Raw genomic sequence first — 21,975 nt, 5'->3', positions numbered from 1 at the left:
GAGGCGGCGATGGAAACACTCGGCGTCGATCGGATCGAAGCGGTTGCTGACCGGGGCTACTTCAAGATCGAGGATATCGAGGCCTGCGAGAAAGCGGACATCCCGCCTATGTGCCGAAGCCGATCCGGGGCCCTGCCGTGCGCGAGGGCTTCTTTTCCAAGGAGGAATTCCGCTACGATCCGGACAAGGACATTTTCCTTTGCCCCGGAGATCAGGTGCTCTCGCCCCGTCATTACGGCAAGTCACGCNACAATGTGAAGATCGACTACACCAACCGCGCCGCCTGCAAGGCGTGCCATCTGCGCGAACGCTGCACCAAAAGCTTCCGTCGCGTGTCGCGCCTTGAGAACGAGGCGGTGCTCGACCGCATGGCGGCGCGGCCCGGCCCGACATTCTCGACCGGCGGCGCGAGAGCGTCGAGCATCCGTTCGGCACGATCAAGCAATGGATGAACCAGGGCGCGTTCCTGATGCGGCGGCTTGCCGAAGTAGGTGTTCTTCGGGTGGTTCCACTCGAGCGATAAGCTCGAACTCGTCGATCATATGATGCTGATCTGACCCGACAATAGCGAGCGTCCAATAGCCTGGATCTCCGCCGAAGACGGTAGAAACCTGCACAATGGTTGTCTGCCCGTTTGTGTGCTTGTCTGACGTCGCCCAGTAAAAAGCGTCCGGAACCAAACTCGTCATGACGCCTACTCCCCTTACGGAGGGCAGACGATACGAGAACTTTGAAAAATGACTATCCCTCTCGTTCTCTCGTCCCCGAGGCGGACCGCTCTGTACGAGCCAGCGGGGGCGTATCTTGTAGTGAGGTCCCGTGCTCATTCAATCGTGGCTTCCGTTCGACCGCGTAGCCCCGACCAAACGTGTGACTCTTTGAAAACGCGGGCGACGGCTACCGGAAAGGGCGAGCCGACCGTGAAATCGGCGCGCTGCACAGGAAGCTCGAGACCCAACTGAGAACGGAAATTCGCCATTCCTACTCCGCAGCATACGAAAACATCGGAAGCAGGAATAAACTCCTATCGTTGGCCTAGATCGGCACTTTAGGAGAAGCTAATCGGCAGTTTTCCGATTTAAGGCAGGGTTTTTCGGAAAATTGGAATCTGCTCTTCACCAGCTGCTCCACCTTGACGGCGCAGAGTCTTTGCGAAATGCTAAGACGTCAGACCAATTTGAAATGCTGCTTTAAGAAGTCAACTGGGGAACCATGAAGGCAAATGTCGGCGATACCCCTTTGATCCGGCCGCTTCCCGCCATGGATCGTGCGCGTCAGGTGACTGAGGCGCTGGCTCATTATGTTGAGGCGGCGAAGCTTAAGGCAGGCGATAGGCTGCCTGCCGAACGTGAACTTATGGCAGCCCTTGCTGTGGGTCGTTCGACTATTCGCGAGGCGATCCGGCACTTTCAGGCGCTTGGAGTGATTGAGACGCGCATGGGAAGCGGCACCTATCTCTTGAAGCCGGTTTCCAAGGCGACCATCCACATGCCGCTGTCGTTTGACACGGCGCATCTTCGTGACGTCCTTCTGCAGACGCTGGAGGTTCGCCGCGGCATCGAATGCGAAGCAGGCATGGTGGCTGCGCGGCGCAGAACGGCCAGGGACCTCGCCGTCATCGAAGAGAAGCTCGATGAAATGGAGCGCGTGCACCAAGCGAAGGGCACGTCCGGTCCCGAAGACCTCGCCTTTCACATGGCTGTTTATGACGCAACCCATAACCCGTTGTTCGGCCAGCTTCTTGAGCAGATGCGCGAGACCTTCGAGCGCTTTTGGACTCATCCATTCGACCGGGAAGACTTTGCGCGCCGGTCCTTTCCGTTCCACCGCACGCTTTTCAACGCCATCGTTGCCCAAGACGCCGAGGCTGCCCGCGAAGAAACATTGAAAATCCTCGAGGTTGTCGAGGAAGACATCAAGGAAATGTCCAAATGAGCAACGGCTTGGAGCCATTCGAGCTTGCTTCGCTGATCACCGCCCATGACGAGGGTCACTTCGCGGATGCGGTCGTTCCGCCGATTTTTCAGACGTCGCTTTTCACCTTCTCCGACTACGATGACATGATCGCTTCCTATCGCGGCGACAAGGTGCGGCCGATCTATACGCGTGGGCTTAATCCGACCGTGCGGATGTTCGAGGAGATGCTGGCCAAGCTCGAGGGCGCGGAAGATGCGCTCGGCTTTGCGAGCGGCATGGCGGCGATCTCATCGGCGGTCCTGAGCTTTGTAGAGCCCGGTGACCGGATCGTAGCGGTCAGGCACGTCTACCCAGATGCTTTCCGCCTGTTTGGCACGATCCTGAAGCGGATGAGGATCGAGGTCGCCTATGTCGACGGGCGCGACGAGGAGGCAGTCGCCAAGGCGCTGCCCGGTGCGAGGCTCTTCTACATGGAAAGCCCGACGAGCTGGGTCATGGAAGCCCATGACGTTGGCGCGCTTGCGGCACTCGCCAAGCGGCATGGCGCCGTTACCATGATCGACAACAGCTGGGCGAGCCCCTTCTTCCAACGGCCGCTGACATTAGGCGTCGATCTCGTTATCCATTCGGCCTCGAAATATCTCGGTGGCCACAGCGACGTCGTCGCCGGCGTCATTGCCGGTTCCAAGGAGATGATCGCGCGCATCAAGGCCGAGGCCTATCCCTATCTCGGCGCCAAGCTTTCGCCGTTCGACGCCTGGCTTCTCATCCGCGGTCTCCGGACGCTGCCGCTTCGTATGAGGGCCCACGAGACTGCGGCGATGGCCATCGCCCAGCGCCTGCAGAAATTCGATGTCGTTGAGCAGGTCTGTCATCCGGGACTTTCCAATCGTCTGCCCACTGGCCTCAATGGCACATCGGGGCTCTTTTCGTTCATTTTCCGCGAAGGTGTCGATATCCGCGCCTTTGCCGACCACCTCAAGCTTTTCAAACTGGGTGTAAGCTGGGGTGGGCATGAAAGCCTGATCGTACCGGGCGAGGTTGTGCTCCAGCAGAAAGCGCAGCCGAATTCCGCGCATGCCTTTGGCATTCATCCGCGGTCCGTACGCCTCCATGTCGGCCTCGAAGGAACCGAGGCACTGTGGAGGGATATCGAAGAGGCGATTGCCGCCGCTTCATAACCGCCAACTGAAAGAACACCGAAAAGGGGGAATGAACATGAAGAGACTGATAACCGCAACGCTCTTCGCAGCGATGATGGCAGGCACGGCCTTTGCCGATACGACGCTGAAACTCGTCGAAGTCATCACCAGCCCGGAGCGCACCGAGACCCTCAAATCGATCGTCGGTAAGTTCGAGGCCGAAAACCCGGGCACCAAGGTCGAAATCATCTCGCTGCCGTGGAACGAAGCCTTCCAGAAGTTCGCGACAATGGTGTCGGCGGGCGACACGCCAGACGTGATGGAAATGCCGGACACCTGGCTTTCGCTCTACGGCAACAACGGCATGCTTGAAAGCCTTGAACCCTATCTGGAAAAGTGGGAGCACACCAAGGAACTGACGCCGCGCGCGCTCGAACTCGGGCGCGATGTCAAGGATACGGCCTATATGCTGCCTTACGGCTTCTATCTGCGTGCCATGTTCTACAATAAGAAGTTGCTCCAGGAAGCAGGCGTTGACGAACCGCCGAAGACGATGGACGAATTTGCCAGGGCCTCCGAAGCGGTCTCCAAGATCTCCGGAAAATACGGTTACTGCATGCGCGGCGGCCCGGGCGGCTTAAATGGCTGGATGATCTTTGCAGCCTCCATGGCAGGCGACAACGAGTACTTCAACGAAGACGGCACTTCGACCATGAACAGCCCCGGCTGGACAAAGGGTATCGAGTGGATGGTCGACCTCTACAAGAAGGGCTATGCGCCGAAGGACAGTGTGAACTGGGGCTTTAATGAGGTCGTTGCCGGCTTTTATTCCGGCACCTGCGCCTTTCTCGACCAGGATCCGGATGCTCTGATTGCCATTGCCGAGCGCATGAAGAAGGAAGACTTCGGCGTCATCCCGCTGCCGAAGGGGCCGGACGGCAAATCCTTCCCCACGATCGGCTATGCGGGATGGTCGATGTTCACGACGAGCCAGAATAAGGACCTTTCCTGGAAGCTGATTGCAACGCTTGAAGGTCCGGAAGGCAACATCGAGTGGAACAAGAAGATCGGCGCTCTGCCGGCCTATACTGCGGCCGAGAAGGATCCCTTCTATGCAGGTGATCAGTTCAAGGGCTGGTTCGAGGAACTGGCTGACCCGAACACGGTTCCGACCGTCATGCCGACCTACCTCGAAGAGTTCGCCTTCTTCAAGGATTCGCTGGCGATCAAGACCTCGCAGCAGGCACTCCTTGGCGACATTACTCCAAAGGAGCTGGCCGATCAGTGGGCCGACTACTTGACCAAGGCGCAGCAGAAGTTCCTGGCCAAAAAGTAGGTGCCAGGGGCGGCGGAGCGATCCGCCGCCGATTCTTCCCGACGAGACAGACGGCGCCCTCAGCGCCGCGAACCGGAATTTGGCCGATGACTATGATCGCCGACACGTTGAACAGGGGCCACCATCGCAGGCCGTGGCTGAAGCGTCTTGCAGATGCCTCGGAGCCGTATCTCTACAGCGCACCGTCGCTGATCCTCATCATCGCGGTTATGTTGGCGCCGCTGGCAGTGGGCATTTCCTACGCCTTTCGCGATATCCAGCTTCTGAACCCATTTTCCGGCGGGTTCATCGGGCTTGAGCACTTCCGCGCCCTTTCGCAAGATGCGGCCTTTTACGGCGCGCTTCGCAATACGCTATGGTGGACCGGCGCTTCGGTGATCTTGCAGTTCATCTTCGGGCTCATCCTGGCGCTTTTGCTTGATAAGCCGTTCTGGGGCAGGGGTATCGTCCAGGCACTCGTCTTTCTGCCCTGGGCGGTTCCGTCCTTCCTTGCGGGCCTCAATTGGGCCTGGCTTTTCAATCCGGTGATCGGGCCCATTCCGCACTGGCTCTTCGGCCTCGGGCTGACCGGCGCGCCTGGCAACATTCTTTCTGATCCGCAATATGCAATGTGGGGACCGATCATCGCCAATGTCTGGTGGGGCATCCCGTTCTTCGCGATCACGCTGCTCGCAGCGCTTCAGGCAATTCCCCGCGACCTTTATGAAGCCGCATCGATCGATGGCGCCGGCTGGGTCCAGCGCTTCCGTTCGATCACGCTTCCCTTCCTTGCGCCGACGATTGCCATCACCGTCTTGCTCCGGACCGTCTGGGTGTCGAACTTTGCTGATCTCATTGTCGTCATGACTGGCGGCGGACCGGCGGACCGGACGCAGATCGTCGCCAGCTATATCTTCACCCAGGCATTCAGACGGCTCGATTTCGGCTATGCCTCGGCCATCGCGCTGGTTCTGCTCGCACTGCTGCTTGCCTATTCCATGCTGATCATCCTGCTGCGGCAGACCCTGCTGAAGGATTGAACAGATGAGACGATCCACCATTGCGACCATCGCCCATCGCCTGGCAATCCTCTGCTATATTGGTTTCGCGCTCTTTCCGCTGTTCTGGCTGCTGAAGGTCTCGGTCACGCCGAACGACCTGCTTTATAGCGAGGGCGTGCGCATGTGGCCGTCGCGTACGACATGGGAACATTATTCCTTTGTGCTTCAGCACAGTGCCTTTCCAACCTTCTTCAAGAACAGCCTCATCGTGTCGGCCTCGACGGCGGTGGCGGTGACGATCTGCGCGTCGCTTTCAGGTTATGCGCTGTCGCGCTTCAATTTCCGCGCAAAATACTGGATCGTTGCGCTGATGCTTTTGACGCAGATGTTCCCGCTGGTCATGCTTGTCGCACCGATTTTCAAGATCCTCTCGCCGCTGCACTTGACGAACAGTCTGACCGGCCTCGTCGTCGTCTATACCGCCTTCAACGTGCCCTTCGCGACGTTCCTGATGCAGTCTTTTTTCGATGGCATTCCAAAGGATCTCGAGGAGGCTGCGATGATCGACGGAGCGACGCAGTTCACGGCCTTCCGGCAGATCATCTTGCCGCTGACGCTGCCGGGAATCGCGGCAACCCTCGGCTTCGTCTTTACCGCGGCCTGGAGCGAACTGCTCTTCGCACTGATGCTTATCAACGGCAATGAGGCGGCAACCTTTCCGGTCGGCCTTCTCACATTCGTTTCGAAATTCTCCGTGGATTTCGGGCAGATGATGGCGGCGGGTGTCATGGCGCTCATTCCAGCCGGCCTCTTCTTCCTGCTCATTCAGCGTTATCTCGTCCAGGGCCTGACGGCCGGCGCGGTCAAGGGTTAGTTACATGGCATCGATCGATATACAGAACATCAAGAAAGCCTACGGCCACGTCCAGGTGCTGCATGACGTTGATCTCAAGATCAAGGATGGCGAATTCGTCGTCCTCGTGGGCCCGTCGGGCTGCGGCAAGTCGACCCTGCTGCGCATGATCGCGGGGCTCGAAGAGGTCACTGGCGGCGAAATCCGCATTGCCGGGAACCGGGTCAACGAGTTGCATCCGAAAGACCGGGACATCGCCATGGTGTTCCAGTCCTACGCGCTTTATCCCCATATGAACGTTGCCGGCAACATGAGTTACAGCCTAAGGCTCAGGAGGACGGCGAAGGAAAAGATTGCGAGCGCGGTTGCAAATGCCGCCTCCAAGCTCGGCCTCGATCCGCTGCTTGAGCGGCGGCCAAAGGCACTTTCGGGCGGGCAGCGGCAGCGTGTTGCCATGGGCCGGGCCATTGTTCGCCAGCCCAAGGCCTTCCTTTTCGACGAACCGCTCTCGAACCTCGACGCACGTCTTCGCGAACAGATGCGTGCTGAGATCAAGAAACTGCACGCCGACCTGAAGGCGACCTCAATCTATGTGACGCACGACCAGATCGAGGCAATGACGCTCGCCGACCGGATCGTCGCCATGCATGGCGGCGTGGTGCAGCAGGTCGGCAGCCCCCTCGAGCTTTACGATCGGCCCGCCAATCTTTTCGTCGCGGGCTTCATCGGTTCTCCCGGCATGAATTTCCTGGATGCGACATGCGAGACGGGCGGCGTCAGGCTGAAGGACGGGACGCTTATTCCGCTGTCGGCACCGCTTGCGCTTTCGAGCGGCGCTAAAGTCACGCTCGGCATCCGCCCTGAGCATGTGGTCATGTCGGATCAAGGCGGAATGCGTGCCGAGGTCGAGCTCGTCGAACCGACCGGCTTCGGCATCATCCTGCACCTGTCGCTGCATGGCCTGCCCTTCAAGGTCTTCACGCTGGATCGCGAAGCGCTGACGGCCGGGCCCGAAGTCAGCGTATCCTTTCCGGCGCAGCATCTGCATCTATTCGACAGCGAGGGAAATAGGGCTGGCTGACGTATTTTTTTCCGCCTCGACCGACTGACGACAATCGCCGTGGCGGCCCACGAATAGCTCAGGTAGGTTATCGGATCACCGGCCCGTTCGCCTTCTTCCAGGCATCGATGCCGCCTTCGATGTGGCAGGCGCTGGCCAAGCCGGCATCCTGGGCTGCCTGGACGGCCATTGCTGAGCGCTCGCCGAAAGCGCAGTAGAACACGATGCGCTTGCCGGTCGCCTCTGCCAGTTCATGCAACATGCCGCCGGTGCTGATGTTTTCCTGCAAGTCCGGATAGGGCGCATGAAGGGAGCCAGGAATTGTTCCATGTTTTTCCCGTTCTCCCTTCTCCCGCAGGTCGACGATTGCAATGTCGGGACGCCCGTTCAGCGCCAAGGCCTCTGCTGCCGAGAGGGCCCAGCCCATGCGTGCAATCTCGTCCTGATGCAGGCCGATATGGATATTTGCAGGCACGGCCACATCCATCATCTTCGGATTGGGAAGCTTCAGGTTGTTCATGAGGTCGGCGTACTCGTCGGCTGATCTGACCTTCAGGCGCGGATTGAAGCGCTTCTCCTCGCCGATCGTGGAAACAGTGTCGCCCTTATAATCGTGCGCCGGATAGACCAGGGTCTCGTCAGGCAGTTTGAGGAGCTTGTTGAAGATGGAGTCATATTGCTGGAGCGGATTGCCGTTCTGGAAATCGGTACGCCCAGTGCCGCGGATGAGCAGCGTGTCGCCCGTAAAAACGCGGCCATTCATGAGGAATGAATAGGAATCGTCCGTATGGCCCGGTGTGTAAAGGACGTCGAGGCTCAGTCCCTCAATCGCCACGCGGTCGCCTTCCGTGACGCGCATCGAGACGACATCGGCAAGCGTCTGCTCGCCCATCACTGTAACGCAATGGGTCCGGTCGCGCAGCGCACCCAGCCCGGTAATGTGGTCAGCGTGCAGATGAGTATCCACGGCCTTGACCAGCTTGAGGTCGAGCTCCTCCACCAGCTTGAGATAGCGGTCGACCTTTTCGAGCACTGGATCGATGATGAGCGCCTCGCCTCCCTTTCGGCTGGCGATGAGATAGGTGTAGGTGCCGGAGACACTGTCGAAGAGCTGGCGGAAGATCATCGGCACCTCCCTTTTGCAAATTGCTCCACCGGATGCCGCACCTAAGCCTCTGGCTGCGGGACGATCCGGATGTAGGGCTTCGGTGCGGTCCATCCGTTCGGATAGATCGTCCTGGCCTCGTCGTCGCTCACCGAACCGGCGATGATGACATCCTCGCCCTGTTTCCAATTCGCCGGTGTGGCGACCCTGTGCTTGGCGGTCAGCTGCAGCGAGTCGATCACGCGCAGTACTTCATCGAAATTGCGGCCGGTGGTCATCGGATAGACGAGGATAAGCTTGATCTTCTTGTCGGGGCCAATGACGAAGACGTTGCGCACGGTCTGGTTGTCGGCCGGCGTGCGCATTGTCGGATCGCCGGAGACTGCTGCGGGGAGCATGCCATAAAGCTTCGATACGGTGTAATCGGTATCGGCAATCATCGGGAAATTCGGTGCAGTGCCCTGCGTCTCCTTGATGTCGCTTGCCCAACCGGCATGACGATCGACGGGATCGACCGACAGGCCAATGATCTTCACGCCACGCTTGTCGAATTCGGGTTTGATCTTGGCCATGTAGCCCAGTTCTGTGGTGCAAACCGGCGTGAAATCCTTGGGATGCGAAAACAGGACAGCCCAGGAATTGCCGATCCAGTCGTGAAATCCAATCTTGCCTTCAGTCGTTTCTGCCTGGAAATCCGGTGCGGTATCGTTGATCGCCAGAGACATGAACCCCTCCATCTGACACATGGTTGCCGAAACGTTTCGCCGGGTGCGGTTGATCTATATTCCGCTAAATTAGGAAATGCGCAATAAATAAGTGCGGCGGCTCTCATTGAAGCCGCCGGCAATATATTGCAGAGGGCGCTGGCAACACATTTGAACTTTCGGGGTTCGGGCCGTTTTGCCCCTTTTGGAGAAGGGCAAGGATCGTCAGGCGTTCCTGAACAGCTTCCAGCGTTTGGGGCGGAAGGCGATGCGGTTGCGGTCAAGGCTGTCAGCTTGCTCGGGCGGCAATTCGAGCTCGATCGACGGGTGATCTTTGCCGATGTTGACCTCGATATGGCGCGTGCCGGCAACGCGGCGGCTGGAGACGAGCAGACCGGCGATGCATCCACCGCAGCCGTCGCGCAGTTCGATGTCGTGCGGTCGGAAATAGAGCTGCGCGCTGCCGTCCCTCTCATTGTCCGCCTTCAAGCCAAGGGGACGATCTTCGAACCAAAGTTCGCCCCCGGCAACGCGCACATCCAGACAATTCGACTGGCCCACGAAACCGAAGACGAAGGGCGAATTCGGATTGTCGTAGACCTGGTCCGGTGTGCCGACCTGCTCGATCGCGCCCTGGCTCATGACGACGACGCGGTCTGCAAGTTCCATCGCTTCGTCCTGGTCATGCGTGACGAAAACCGTGGTGTGACCGGTGCGGTCATGGATCTCACGGAGCCATTTGCGCAGGTCCTTTCGCACTTGGGCGTCGAGCGCGCCAAAAGGCTCGTCGAGAAGCAGTACGTTGGGCTCTACCGCAAGAGCGCGCGCAAGCGCGACGCGCTGGCGCTGACCGCCCGAGAGCTGGACCGGATAGCGCTTTTCCAGACCGGAAAGTTGCACGAGATCCAGCAGTTCCAGTGCGCGGCTGCGGATCTCGGACTTTGTGGGGCGGCGCGTTGCATCGCGCACCTTGAGCCCGAAGGCGATATTGTCGAGCACCGTCATGTAACGGAAAAGAGCATAGTGCTGAAACACGAAGCCGATATTGCGCTGCTGCACGGTCTTTTTCGAAGCATCTTCATCGCCGAAGTAGATCAGACCTTCGGTCGGGCTTTCGAGGCCGGCAATCAAGCGCAAGAGCGTCGTCTTGCCTGAGCCGGATGGGCCGAGCAGCGCGATCAGCTCTCCTGAACGGATATCGAGCGAGATGTCATGGAGCGCCGGGAAGCGGTCGAATTCCTTGCGCAAGTTTTGAACGCGTACTTCCATTCTATTTCCTTCAGTGCCGCCGGCTGGCAGCGATTTCTTCGCTGTATCGCATTTCGAGCAGCGTCTTCAAAACAAGAGTCACAAGCGCAAGCAAGGCAAGCAATGTTGCAACGGCAAAAGCGCCGGTGAAATTATACTCGTTATAGAGAATTTCCACCTGCAACGGCATGGTGTTCGTCTGGCCGCGGATGTGACCGGAGACGACTGAGACGGCGCCGAACTCGCCCATGGCGCGCGCGTTACAAAGAAGCACGCCATAAAGCAGGCCCCATTTGATGTTGGGCAGTGTCACATGCCAAAAGGTCTGCCAGCCGCTGGCACCCAGTGACAGGGCCGCTTCTTCATCCGCCGTTCCCTGTTCCTGCATCAACGGGATCAGTTCGCGCGCGACGAAGGGAAAGGTGACGAACATTGTGGCAAGGATCAGTCCGGGCGCTGCGAAGAGGATCTTGATGTCGTGCGCGTCGAGCCATTTTCCGAGATAGGTATTGGCACCGAAAAGCAGCACGAAGACGAGGCCGGAAATAACCGGCGAAACCGAGAAGGGCAGGTCAATCAGGGTCGTCAGGATGGCCTTGCCCTTGAATTCGAACTTGGCGATCGCCCATGCGGCCGCGACGCCGAAAAATAGGTTCAACGGCACGCTGATACCGGCGACGATAAGCGTCAGGCTTATCGCCGAGAAGGTCTCGGCGTCCTGCAGCGCCTCGAAGAAAGCACTCCCGCCCTTTCGGAAGGCCTCGACGAAGACAGCCGCAAGCGGCAGCAGCAGAATAAGGAGCAGGAAGACCAGGGACAGGATGATGAGCGTCCAGCGGGCGAACTTCGTTTCGGTGACGACCGAGCGGACCTTGGTTGAGCGAGTGACCGTGTCAGATGCCATGCCCGTACCTCCGCCTGCTCCAGCTCTGGATGAGATTGATCACGAGCAGCAAGATGAATGAGATGATCAGCATGACTGCCGCAATGCCTGTCGCGGCCGCGTAGTTGTATTCTTCCAGCTTGATGACGATCAAAAGCGGCGCAATCTCTGACTTGAACGGCAAGTTGCCGGCGATGAAGATGACCGAACCGTATTCGCCGACCCCGCGTGCAAAGGCCAATGCAAAGCCTGTCAACACGGCAGGCGCGAGGGCTGGAAGAAGGACCCGGAAGATCGTCTGGAAGCGATTGGCACCAAGCGTTGCGGCAGCTTCTTCCACCTCCTTGTCGATCTCTTCCATCACCGGCTGCACGGTGCGCACGACGAAAGGCAGGCCGACAAAGACGAGGGCAACGACGATGCCGAGCGGTGTGAAGGCGATCTTGATGCCAAGCGGCGTCAGGAACTGGCCGATCCAGCCGTTCGGCGCGTAGAGCGTCGTCAGGGCGATGCCGGCAACCGCGGTCGGCAGTGCAAAAGGCAGATCGACCATCGCATCGATCACCCGCTTGCCGGGAAAACGGTACCTCACCAACACCCACGCAAGGACGACGCCGAAAACGGCGTTAACACAGGCCGCGGCAAAAGCCGCGCCGAAGCTGATGCGAAGCGCGCTCAGCGTGCGCGGATCGAATGCAATTGACGAAAACTTGTCCCAGCCAAGCTCGCTCGAACGCCAGGCGAGGCCCGAGAGGGGGATGAGGATCAAAAGGGTGAGCCAGGTCAAGGTAAGGCCGAGCGCCATTCCAAAGCCTGGAATGACGCTCGGCCGTTTGAACCGCCACCGCGTGGGGCTATGTGCTTTCATGCGACGTATTATTGGGCCGGCTTGTAGATTTGGTCAAATACGCCGCCATCACCGAAGAATTTCGGCTGTGCTTCCTTCCAGCTGCCGAAGTCGTCGATGGTTGCGAGCTTCAGGTTCTGGAAGCGGTCAATGTCCGCCTTGTCGGCGACCTCCGGCTTGCTCGGGCGGTAGAAGTGCTTTGCAGCGATCTTCTGGCCTTCGTCGGAGTAGAGATAGTTGAGATAGGCTTCGGCAACCTTGCGCGTGCCCTTCTTATCGACATTGCCGTCGACGACCGCAATCGGCGGATCGGCGCGGATGGACAAGGTCGGCGTGACGATCTCGAACTGGTCCGGCCCGAGCTCCTCCAAGGAGAGATAGGCTTCGTTTTCCCAGGCAAGCAGAACATCGCCCAGGCCGCGCTGGACGAAGGTCGTCGTTGCGCCGCGAGCCCCGGTATCGAGAACTGGAACGTGCTGCAGGAGCTTCGTTACGAAATCCTGCGCTTTGGTGTCGTCGCCGCCGTTTGCCTGCTTGGCCCATGCCCAGGCGGCGAGAAAATTCCAGCGCGCGCCGCCCGAAGTCTTCGGGTTCGGCGTGATAACCTGAACGTCATCCTTGATCAGGTCGCCCCAATCCTTGATACCCTTCGGATTGCCCTTGCGAACCAGGAAAACGATTGTGGAGGTATAGGGCGCCGAATTGTTCGGGAATCTGGATTTCCAGTCGGCTGGGATCTTGCCGGTCTTGCTGGCGATCGCATCGATGTCGCCTTCGAGTGCGAGGGTCACGACGTCGGCCTCAAGACCATCGATGACGGAACGCGCCTGGGCGCCCGAACCGCCGTGCGAGGTCTGGATCGTGACCGTCTCGCCGGTATCCTTCTCCCACTTCGCGGCAAAGGCGGCGTTGAAATCCTTATACAATTCACGCGTTGGATCGTAAGACACGTTGAGAAGCGTCTGATCGGCGAAAACCGGGGCAGTGGCGCCGATTGCGACGCTGCTTGCAAAGACAGCGGCCGCGAGGAATCGGGTGATCCGTATTGACGGCATGGGGAACCTCCTTCGTTCTACGTAAACTCTATCAACTTGGTCGTATAACGAAACGAAAGTTCTTCCGGTTCCTGATGTGCTTTTAGAAACCCATCCCATTCCGCTGGCAAAATTGAAACGGACGTCCCGACCATCACCGATCGTGTGCCGTTACAGAAAAAGCACCATTTCGGCCCGCTCGCCATGACACCGATGAAAACATCGCGATCGGTGCAACCGATGACCAGCCCGCGCCGCCTGCAACACGCTTTCTAAGCTCGGATCAACAAACGCAAAGCGCGGCACTCAAGCCGCGCTCCCTCATGGCCGTGAATCGCCAATGAAACTCGAATAGAACTCATCGACGTTTCTCGCCTTATGCATCGACTGAAGGACGCCTTCCGATTGCAGGCGTCGCGCGATGGCGGCCAGCACGTTGAGATATTCGCCGCGGTTGCTTTCTCCGAAAAGCAGCAAAAAAGCGATATCCGTCGGCAGATCGTCGATCGCCTCGAAGTCCAGCGGCTGGGCGAAGCGCACCAGAAGGCCGCGCGGGCTCGTCATGCCGGCGATCGCCGCATGTGGTACGGCAATGCCATTGCCGATGCCAGTCGAGCCGAGGTTTTCACGGCTTTCCAGTGCCTGGACAATCGTCTTTTCCTTCACGGCGAACGCCTTACCGGCCTTTTCCGCGAGGCTCTGCAGCGCGCGCCACTTCGTCGACACGGAAACGCCGATGAAGGTATGCTCCGGCCGGATGATGTCTGCGAGCTTCATGTCGTTCTCGTTGTCTTGCTGGCACAGTGATTGAGGAGAGTTCAATCCGGCTCCCTGAGCCGATAGCCGACGCCGGTCTCGGTGGTGATATATTGCGGCTGGTCCGGAATCTGCTCCACCTTTTGCCGCAGCTGGCGGACGTAGACGCGCAGATACTGAACGTCGGCAGCCGGCCCCCAGACCTGTTTCAGGAGGAACTGATGCGTCAGCACCTTGCCAGCATGCTGGGCAAGGACGCGCAGGATATCGTATTCCTTCGGAGACAGCTTGATCTCCTTGTCGTCCAGCTTGACGATCCGCTTGACGAGATTGATGGAAAGACCGCCCGTCTGGAAGATTGCCTTTTCTCCCTGCTGCTGCAGCCGGTGGCGGAGCGCCACGCGAATGCGGGCCCCGAGCTCGTTGATGCCGAACGGTTTCGTCACGTAGTCGTCGGCGCCGGTTTCAAGCGCCTTGACGATGCCCGCTTCGTCGGTGCGGCTGGAAAGAATGACGACGGGCATCGAAAGACCGTCCTCGCGCCATTCGCGCAGCAGATCATGGCCAGGCTTGTCGGGAAGGCCGAGGTCCAAAACGATGAGATCCGGCTCACTATCCTTTACCGCCTGGAGGGCGCTGGCGGCATTCGGCGCCTCTTGAACCTCATAGCCCTGTGCGCTGAGCCCGACACGAAGCAGTTTACGGATCGGCGGCTCGTCGTCGACGACGAGAATTTTCACGGCTGAACCGGTCATTTGAGTTCGTCCAGTTTTGGAATGTCATTGGGTTTTGGCATGCGGATCGTAAAGATGGCACCGGAGCGGTCCTTGCGGTTTCCGGCGAAGATCGTGCCGCCCATCGCTTCTATGAAGCCGCGGCAGATGGAAAGGCCAAGGCCCGTTCCGGCGCGCACCTGATCGCCCTTGCGGACGCGATAGAAGGTGTTGAAGATGCGCGTCAGGTCAGCGGCTGGAATGCCTGGGCCTTCGTCGGTGACCTGAATGACGACCTCTGCGGCGTCGGCCCATCCCTCGATGCGGATCGCCGAACCTTCAGGCGCATATTTCGCGGCATTGTCGAGCAGGTTGAAGAGCGCCTGCTCGAAGAGCACCGGATCGACGCGCACCATCGGCAGGTCAGCCGGCATGATCATCTCAGGCTTGTGACGGTCAAGGATCTTGGCGGCCCGTCTCAGCGCGCTGCCGGCGATGTCGCCGGGATAATGAAGGCCGTAGTTCGGCTCCATGGCTCCGGATTCGATCTTCGTCATGTCGAGCAGGTTGGCGATGAACCGATTCAGCCGCTCGGATTCATCGATGACCGTCGCCAGAAGGTCGTTTCGGTCCTCCACCGGCATGGAGCCGAAATAGTCGCGCAGCGTGCCGGCGGCGCCGAGGATTGCTGCGAGCGGGGTCTTCAGATCGTGCGAGATCGATGTCAGCAGGGCGGAGCGCAGGCGATCGGCTTCGGCGGCAAGCTTGGCGCGATCGACATCGGCGACAAGCTGTATGCGCTCGATGGCAAGTGCTGCCTGATCGGCAAGCGCATCCAGGAGCCGCTGCTGTTCGGGTGTAAAGAGCGGGCCGTCGCGGCGATCGCTGTCGAGACCGATGACGCCGACGGCGGTGCGTCCGGTTCTAAGCGGCACATAAAGGCGCTTTGCGCCAGGCAGCGTATCGGCGCCGCGCCCGGCGGCGTGGTTGTGTTCCCACGCCCAGCGTGCTGCGGCGATGTCGGCATCGTCCAGCGTGTCGTCGGGCGGATATCCAGCCTTGACTGCGATCGTATCCCCTTCGGGCAGGAGCAGGACGACCCGCACCTTAAGCATCGAGGCGATCTGAAAGGCCGTTGCCCACAGGACGTCGTCGAGCGTACCGGTGCTCGCAAGCTTGCGGGAAAAAAGATAAAGGTCCTCGGTGGTGCGCGCACGCTGGCGAGCGGCCGCTGCCTGGCGCTGAACGGTCGCCGTGAGATTGCTCGCAATCACGGCAACGCCGATGAAGAAGAAGAAGGCGACCACGCTTTCGGGGTCCCTGATCGTCAGGGTGAAACGCGGCGGCAGGAAGAAGAAGTTGAAGGCAAGTGCGCCCAGAATGCAGCTGTAGAGCGCGGGCCGCAAGCCGTGGAGTACGGCGGAGGTGAGGACGGCCATCAGGAAGACGAGAGCAAGGTTGCGCACGTCCAGAACCTGATCGAGCACCGTGCTGAAGGCGAGTGCTGCCGCAACGTAGATCGTTGCAAGCAGATAGGCCTTGATGTTGAAGGCCGGCAATGCGGGTGCCGGCTTGACGCCGCGGCCTGCATTGCCGTCCTTCTCGTTGCCGGAGATGATGTGAACGCTGATACCACCAGCGTGCCGGATCAGCTCGTCGACCGGCGAGCGCTGAAACCATTGGCGCCATGTCGCCTTCTCTGGGGATCCAACCACAATATGTGTTACGTTGTTGGCGCTTGCGTGGCGAAGCAATTCCTCGGCAACCCCGCTGCCGGGAAGGGTAAGAGCCTCGCCGCCTAACCGCTCGGCGAGCCGCAGCGTGGCAGCGATCGTATCGCGCTGTTCTTCTGTCAGACTGATCGACTGATTGGTTTCGATATAGACCGCTGACCACGGCGCGCGCAGCCGCGAAGCCATGCGCGTAGCATAACGCACCAGCGAGGCTGATCGCCGATGGTGATCGATCGAAACCAGCACACGCTCGCCGGCAGCCCAGGGACCGGAGATGGCATGCGCCTGCATATGGCTGACGAGTTGATCGTCGACGCGCTGTGCGGTCTTGCGCAATGCGAGTTCACGAAGCGCCGTCAGATTTCCGGGCGTGAAATAGTTGCTGAGTGCGCGTTCGGCCGTTTTCGGCACATAGACCTTGCCGTCGTGCAGGCGTTTGATCAGGTCGTCGGGCGTCAAATCGATGATCTCGATATCGTCAGCCAAGTCGATCACCGAGTCCGGTACGGTCTCGCGAACGCGGATACGGGTGATCTGCGAAACGACGTCGTTTAAGCTCTCGACATGCTGGATATTCAACGTCGTATAGACATCGATGCCGCGGTCCAGCAGCTCCTTGACATCGAGATAACGTTTCGGGTGGCGGCTGCCTTCTGCGTTCGTATGGGCGAGCTCATCGACGAGGACGAGATCCGGCTTGCGGGCGAGGATGGCGTCGAGATCCATCTCCTCCAGGGTGTGGCCCTTATACTGGACCTTCGCCCGCGGAATGATACGGAAGCCGTCGAGCAGCGCCTGCGTTTCCTTGCGGCCGTGAGTCTCGACGACCCCAACAACAACGTCGATGCCGTCTGCAAGCTTTGCCCGTCCGGAAACCAGCATTTCATAAGTCTTGCCGACGCCAGGGGCGGCGCCAAGAAAAATCTTCAGCCGGCCGCGCATTTCCGCCCGCGCCTTCTCGAGAAGCGCGTCGGGAGAAGGCCTTGCGGCCTGATCGCTTCTGTCGTCCGGCATTCGCGCAATCTTTCTCTGTCAGCAAGCCCCGGAGCGCCTGCGAGCGTTCCGGGGCCTTCAACCGTCACTGAGTCATAGAAGCATCAAGGGACTGGTTCAATGCCAGAACATTGACGGTGGGCTCGCCAAGGATGCCGAGTTCAGGATTCTGAATGACGCTGTCCACCAGGGCTTTCACCGCGGCCTCGTCCATGTTGCGAGCCTTGGCGACGCGCGGCACCTGGAAGTAGGCCGCTTCTGGCGAGATATCCGGGTCAAGCCCGCTTCCGGAGGCGGTCACGAGATCGATCGGGACCTCTGCACCAGGGTTGATGGCCTTGGCCGCTTCGTAGTCGGCCTTCACGCGGTCGATCAGCTTCTGGCTGGTCGGGGCAAGGTTCGAACCGCTGGAGCTTGCAGCATTGTAGCCGTCGCCTGCCGCCGAAGGACGGCCGTGGAAATATTTGTCGGCGGTAAAGGCCTGGCCGATCAGCGCCGAGCCGATCACCTGACCGTTGTTCTCGACCAGGCTGCCGTTTGCCTGTGCCGGGAAGAGCGCCTGGGCGGCGCCAGTCATGGCAAGCGGATAGACAAGGCCGGTGATGGCCGTGGTGGCAACGATCATGACGATTGCCGGACGAAGTTGTTTCAACATTGCCATACTCCTTAGGCGAGGCCGGCAGAGGTGATCAGCATGTCGATCGCCTTGATGCCGACGAAGGGGACGACGATACCGCCAAGACCATAGATCAAAAGGTTGCGGGAAAGCAGCGCGCCGGCACCAATCGGACGGTAGCGTACGCCTTTGAGCGACAAGGGGATCAACGCGATGATGATCAGCGCATTGAAGATGATTGCGGAAAGGATAGCGCTTTGCGGCGACGACAGACCCATGACGTTCAACGCGGAAAGCCGCGGATAGAAGGTCAGGAACATCGCCGGGATGATGGCGAAGTACTTGGCGATATCGTTGGCGATCGAAAAGGTCGTCAGCGCGCCGCGGGTCATCAACAGCTGCTTGCCGATTTCGACGATCTCGATGAGCTTCGTCGGATCACTGTCGAGGTCGACCATATTGCCCGCCTCACGGGCGGCGACCGTGCCGGTATTCATCGCGACACCGACATCGGCCTGGGCAAGGGCTGGTGCGTCGTTGGTGCCATCGCCGCACATGGCGACGAGCTTGCCTTTCGCCTGTTCCTCGCGGATCAGTGTCAGCTTGTTCTCCGGCGTTGCCTGCGCCAGGAAATCGTCGACGCCGGCTTCTGCGGCGATCGCAGCAGCGGTCATCGGATTGTCACCGGTGATCATCACGGTGCGGATACCCATGCGACGCAATTCGGCGAAGCGTTCGCGGATGCCGCCCTTGACGATATCCTTGAGCTGAATGACGCCGAGCAGGCGGCCGTTACGGGCAACGGCAAGCGGCGTGCCGCCGGCCTTGGCGATCTCGTCGGCGATTGCCTGCAGCTCCCTCACTACATCGCTGCTGGTTCGAATGGCGACCGCAGCGTTGCCCGAGATGGAAGCAGAGCCCGAGCCGACATAGGAAAGTACCGCGTCGACTGCGCCCTTGCGGATCGACGAGCCCTCGAGGTCGACGCCGCTCATCCGGGTCTGGGCAGTGAAGGGCACGAAATGTGCCTTCAGGTTCGCCATCTCCCGGCCGCGGATTGCGTATTTTTCCTTGGCGAGCACGACGATCGAGCGGCCTTCGGGCGTTTCGTCGGCAAGCGAAGCGAGCTGGGCTGCGTCGGCAAGCTCCTCTTCGGAAACGCCGCCGACCGGATGGAAGGCGGTCGCCTGGCGGTTGCCGAGGGTGATCGTGCCGGTCTTGTCGAGCAGCAGCGTATCCACGTCGCCGGCGGCTTCGACGGCGCGGCCGGACATGGCCAGCACGTTGAAGCGAACGAGGCGGTCCATGCCGGCGATCCCGATCGCCGAGAGCAGGGCGCCGATCGTCGTCGGGATCAATGTCACGAAGAGCGCAACGAGAATGATGATCGGGATCGAGCCGCCCGCATAAATCGCAAAACTCGGGATCGTTATCGTGGCGAGAACGAAGATCAGCGTCAGGCCTGCGAGCAGGATATTGAGCGCGATCTCGTTCGGTGTCTTCTGGCGTTCCGCACCTTCGACGAGCGAGATCATGCGATCAAGGAAGGTCGAGCCGGCAGCCGCTGTGATGCGAACGCGGATCCAGTCGGAAAGCACCTGCGTGCCGCCGGTAACAGCCGAGCGGTCGCCGCCGGATTCGCGGATGACCGGGGCAGATTCGCCCGTGATGGCGGCTTCGTTGACCGAGGCGACACCTTCGACGACTTCGCCGTCGGACGGGATGATGTCGCCGGCCTCGACGAGGACGAGATCGCCGACCTTGAGGCTCGTGCCCGGGACCAGGCGATAGCCGCTGCCGTTGTTGGCGGTAAGCAGCTTGGCCTGCGTCTCCGTGCGGGCCTTGCGGAGCGAATCGGCCTGCGCCTTGCCGCGGCCCTCGGCGACAGCCTCCGCGAAGTTCGCAAAGAGCACCGTGAACCAGAGCCAGAGATTGATCTGGAATGAGAAGCCCAGGTCTGCGCCGCCGCCTACAAGGTCGCGGATAAAGAGGATGGTCGTGAGGGCGGAAACCGTGGCCACGACGAACATGACGGGGTTCTTGGCAAGCGCGCGCGGGTTAAGCTTCTTGAAAGCGGCGCCCACGGCCGGAATGAGGATGCGAGAATCCATGATGCTCGCGCATTTTGCCTGGCTCATAAGAGACTCCAGCTTGAAACGAGGTGAGGCGACCGGCTTTCCGGTCAGCCATGGAAAATTCTAAGGGCGGCGAGGATGACGAGGAGGCCGGCCATCAATGACGAGGATGATGTTGGAGGCGCGCGTCATCCGCTCGCACGTCCCGGCAAACCGGGACGTGAATTGAAGGACTTTCGGAGCCTGTGACGAAGGATCATGACAACACCTCAGAAGGCCTGGCCGGTGATCATCATCAGGTGCTCGACGACCGGACCAAGCGCCAGCGCCGGGAAGAAGGTGAGGCCGCCGACGATCAGGATCGTGCCGCTCAGAAGGCCGACGAAGAGCGGGCCGTCCGTCGGAAACGTGCCTGCCGAGGCCGGAACCGTCTTCTTGGCAACCAGAGAACCTGCGATCGCAAGCGCCGGGATGATGACCAGGAAGCGGCCCATCAGCATGCCGATACCGAGCGTGATGTTGTACCAGGGCGTGTTACCCGTCAGGCCACCGAAAGCCGAACCGTTGTTTGCCGCAGCCGACGTATAGGCATAGAGGATTTCCGAAAAGCCGTGCGGGCCCGCCGTACCGACTGAGGCAACGGCGGATGGTAACACCGTGGCGATCGCGGTGAAGACGAGCATGGCCAAAGGCAGGCAGAGAATGGCAAGGACAGCCATCTTCATTTCCTTGGCCTCGATCTTCTTGCCGAGATATTCCGGTGTGCGGCCGACCATCAGACCGGCCACGAAAATCGCAATGATGACGAACAAAAGGATGCCGTAGAAGCCAGCGCCGACACCGCCTACGATGATTTCGCCGAGCTGCATGTTGATCAGCGGTACCAGCCCGCCGAGTGCCGTAAAGCTGCCATGCATGGCATTGACCGCGCCGCAGGAAGCGGCGGTCGTGATGACCGCAAAGAGCGAGGAGAGCGCGACACCGAAGCGGACTTCCTTGCCTTCCATATTGCCGCCATTGAGACCGAAGGCGTGCATCAGCGGGTTTCCGGCCGCTTCTGCCCAGTAGGTGATGCCAACGCCGACGAAGAACAGGATGCACATGGTGGCAAGGATCGCCCAGCCCTGACGCTGGTTGCCGACCATGCGACCGAAGACGTTGGTCAGTGCTGCACCGATCGCAAAGATCGAGAGCATCTGGACGAGGTTAGAGATGGCATCGGGATTTTCAAAGGGATGCGCGGAATTGGCATTGAAAAAACCGCCGCCGTTGGTACCGAGCATCTTGATTGCGAGCTGCGAGGCGACGGGGCCAACAGCGATCGTCTGTTTAGCGCCCTCAAGCGTCGTCGCTTCGACATAAGGGCCAAGCGTCTGCGGCACGCCGAGATAAACATAGACCAGCGTCAGTACGATGCAGAGCGGCAGGAGCACATAGAGCGTGCTGCGGATCATATCGACCCAGAAATTGCCGATCGCCTTGCCGGAGGCGCGCGCAAAGGCGCGGATCAAACCGACGGCGATGGCGATGCCGGTTGACGCCGACACGAAGTTCTGAACAGTCAACCCTGCCATCTGCGTAAGGTAGGACATTGTACCTTCGCCGCTGTAATTCTGCCAGTTCGTGTTGGTGACGAAGCTGACGGCGGTGTTGAACGACAGGTCCGGCGGCACGGAGGTCATGCCGGCGGGGTTATAGGGCAGACCGGCCTGCAAGCGCATCAACGCATAAAGCACGAGCACGCCCAGGAAATTGAAAAGCAGCATTGAAAAAGCATAGGAGGTCCAATGCTGTTCCTCGCGCTCGCTGGTGCCGGCAATGGCATAAAGCCCCCGTTCGATCGGAACGAGGACCGGCGAGAAGAACGTGCGCTCGCCGTTGAAGACACGCGTCATGTAACCGCCGAGCGGTTTGACGAGCACGAGGACGATCCCGCAGTAAAGCAGGATCTGAAGCCATCCGTTGAGGGTCATGAGAGGT

19 protein-coding genes and 1 pseudogene are annotated in these 21,975 nt (G+C 59.9%); 7 read left to right on the top strand and 13 right to left on the bottom strand.

The features are described 5' to 3' along the window. A pseudogene (locus A3C3_RS48675) lies at positions 1–490 on the top strand (transposase); the annotation flags it as partial. Here A3C3_RS48675 and A3C3_RS44040 read toward each other — a convergent pair. Further along, positions 438–689 (bottom strand): hypothetical protein, encoded by a 252-nt coding sequence (locus A3C3_RS44040; protein WP_084797052.1) that lies wholly within the window; start codon positions 687–689, stop codon positions 438–440. The pseudogene A3C3_RS48675 and the gene A3C3_RS44040 overlap by 53 nt on opposite strands. Before the next feature lie 523 nt (positions 690–1,212). Here A3C3_RS44040 and A3C3_RS0128515 point away from each other — a divergent pair. The 6 genes from A3C3_RS0128515 to A3C3_RS0128490 all read left to right on the top strand — a co-directional run bounded on the left by A3C3_RS0128515 (position 1,213) and on the right by A3C3_RS0128490 (position 7,309). Then, a complete protein-coding gene (locus tag A3C3_RS0128515; RefSeq protein ID WP_022717988.1) occupies positions 1,213–1,935 on the top strand; it encodes a FadR/GntR family transcriptional regulator in 723 nt (240 codons plus the stop codon). Further along, positions 1,932–3,098 (top strand): PLP-dependent transferase, encoded by a 1,167-nt coding sequence (locus tag A3C3_RS0128510; protein WP_022717987.1) that lies wholly within the window; start codon positions 1,932–1,934, stop codon positions 3,096–3,098. Before A3C3_RS0128515 ends, A3C3_RS0128510 begins: the two co-directional genes overlap by 4 nt. 37 nt (positions 3,099–3,135) lie before the next feature. After that, entirely contained in the window at positions 3,136–4,395 is a 1,260-nt protein-coding gene (locus A3C3_RS0128505; protein ID WP_028740084.1) for an ABC transporter substrate-binding protein, read from the top strand. Positions 4,396–4,481: 86 nt separating this feature from the next. After that, on the top strand, positions 4,482–5,414 hold the full coding sequence (locus A3C3_RS0128500) for a carbohydrate ABC transporter permease (RefSeq protein WP_022717985.1): 933 nt from the start codon (positions 4,482–4,484) through the stop codon (positions 5,412–5,414). 4 nt (positions 5,415–5,418) lie between these two features. After that, the gene (locus A3C3_RS0128495; protein ID WP_022717984.1) at positions 5,419–6,249 is read left to right on the top strand and encodes a carbohydrate ABC transporter permease; all 831 of its coding nucleotides are present in this window, start codon (positions 5,419–5,421) and stop codon (positions 6,247–6,249) included. Positions 6,250–6,253: 4 nt separating this feature from the next. Then, on the top strand, positions 6,254–7,309 hold the full coding sequence (locus A3C3_RS0128490) for an ABC transporter ATP-binding protein (RefSeq protein WP_022717983.1): 1,056 nt from the start codon (positions 6,254–6,256) through the stop codon (positions 7,307–7,309). Between the two features lie 67 nt (positions 7,310–7,376). Here the strand turns inward: A3C3_RS0128490 and A3C3_RS0128485 are convergent, their stop codons facing one another. The 12 genes from A3C3_RS0128485 to kdpA all read right to left on the bottom strand — a co-directional run bounded on the left by A3C3_RS0128485 (position 7,377) and on the right by kdpA (position 21,968). Beyond that, on the bottom strand, positions 7,377–8,414 hold the full coding sequence (locus tag A3C3_RS0128485; RefSeq protein WP_022717982.1) for an MBL fold metallo-hydrolase: 1,038 nt from the start codon (positions 8,412–8,414) through the stop codon (positions 7,377–7,379). A 41-nt stretch (positions 8,415–8,455) separates the two neighbouring features. Further along, on the bottom strand, positions 8,456–9,118 hold the full coding sequence (locus A3C3_RS0128480) for a peroxiredoxin (protein WP_022717981.1): 663 nt from the start codon (positions 9,116–9,118) through the stop codon (positions 8,456–8,458). A gap of 204 nt (positions 9,119–9,322) precedes the next feature. Continuing rightward, a complete protein-coding gene (locus A3C3_RS0128475; protein WP_022717980.1) occupies positions 9,323–10,366 on the bottom strand; it encodes a sulfate/molybdate ABC transporter ATP-binding protein in 1,044 nt (347 codons plus the stop codon). Between the two features lie 10 nt (positions 10,367–10,376). Continuing rightward, positions 10,377–11,249 carry a sulfate ABC transporter permease subunit CysW gene (cysW, locus tag A3C3_RS0128470; RefSeq protein ID WP_022717979.1) on the bottom strand — a complete coding sequence of 291 codons (873 nt, stop codon included), beginning with the start codon at positions 11,247–11,249 and terminating at the stop codon, positions 10,377–10,379. Then, on the bottom strand, positions 11,239–12,096 hold the full coding sequence (gene cysT, locus A3C3_RS0128465) for a sulfate ABC transporter permease subunit CysT (RefSeq protein ID WP_028740083.1): 858 nt from the start codon (positions 12,094–12,096) through the stop codon (positions 11,239–11,241). Before cysT ends, cysW begins: the two co-directional genes overlap by 11 nt. An 8-nt stretch (positions 12,097–12,104) precedes the next feature. Further along, complete coding sequence (locus A3C3_RS0128460; RefSeq protein WP_022717977.1) at positions 12,105–13,130, bottom strand: sulfate ABC transporter substrate-binding protein; 1,026 nt, start codon at positions 13,128–13,130, stop codon at positions 12,105–12,107. A 300-nt stretch (positions 13,131–13,430) separates the two neighbouring features. Further along, positions 13,431–13,886, bottom strand: coding sequence for a PTS sugar transporter subunit IIA (locus A3C3_RS0128455; protein ID WP_022717976.1), 456 nt, complete (start codon positions 13,884–13,886; stop codon positions 13,431–13,433). A gap of 41 nt (positions 13,887–13,927) precedes the next feature. Then, positions 13,928–14,620 (bottom strand): response regulator transcription factor, encoded by a 693-nt coding sequence (locus A3C3_RS0128450; protein ID WP_022717975.1) that lies wholly within the window; start codon positions 14,618–14,620, stop codon positions 13,928–13,930. Next, positions 14,617–17,325, bottom strand: a complete 2,709-nt coding sequence (locus A3C3_RS0128445; RefSeq protein WP_022717974.1) for a sensor histidine kinase — start codon at positions 17,323–17,325, stop codon at positions 14,617–14,619. Before A3C3_RS0128445 ends, A3C3_RS0128450 begins: the two co-directional genes overlap by 4 nt. 64 nt (positions 17,326–17,389) lie before the next feature. Continuing rightward, positions 17,390–17,959, bottom strand: coding sequence for a potassium-transporting ATPase subunit KdpC (gene kdpC, locus A3C3_RS0128440; protein ID WP_022717973.1), 570 nt, complete (start codon positions 17,957–17,959; stop codon positions 17,390–17,392). An 11-nt stretch (positions 17,960–17,970) separates the two neighbouring features. Next, positions 17,971–20,058 carry a potassium-transporting ATPase subunit KdpB gene (gene kdpB / locus A3C3_RS0128435; protein ID WP_022717972.1) on the bottom strand — a complete coding sequence of 696 codons (2,088 nt, stop codon included), beginning with the start codon at positions 20,056–20,058 and terminating at the stop codon, positions 17,971–17,973. Positions 20,059–20,264: 206 nt separating this feature from the next. After that, complete coding sequence (kdpA, locus tag A3C3_RS0128430) at positions 20,265–21,968, bottom strand: potassium-transporting ATPase subunit KdpA (protein WP_022717971.1); 1,704 nt, start codon at positions 21,966–21,968, stop codon at positions 20,265–20,267. Positions 21,969–21,975 lie beyond the last annotated feature (7 nt).

Source organism: Rhizobium mongolense USDA 1844 (assembly GCF_000419765.1).
GTDB lineage: Bacteria > Pseudomonadota > Alphaproteobacteria > Rhizobiales > Rhizobiaceae > Rhizobium > Rhizobium mongolense.
This window is presented reverse-complemented; position numbering and strand designations above follow the sequence as displayed.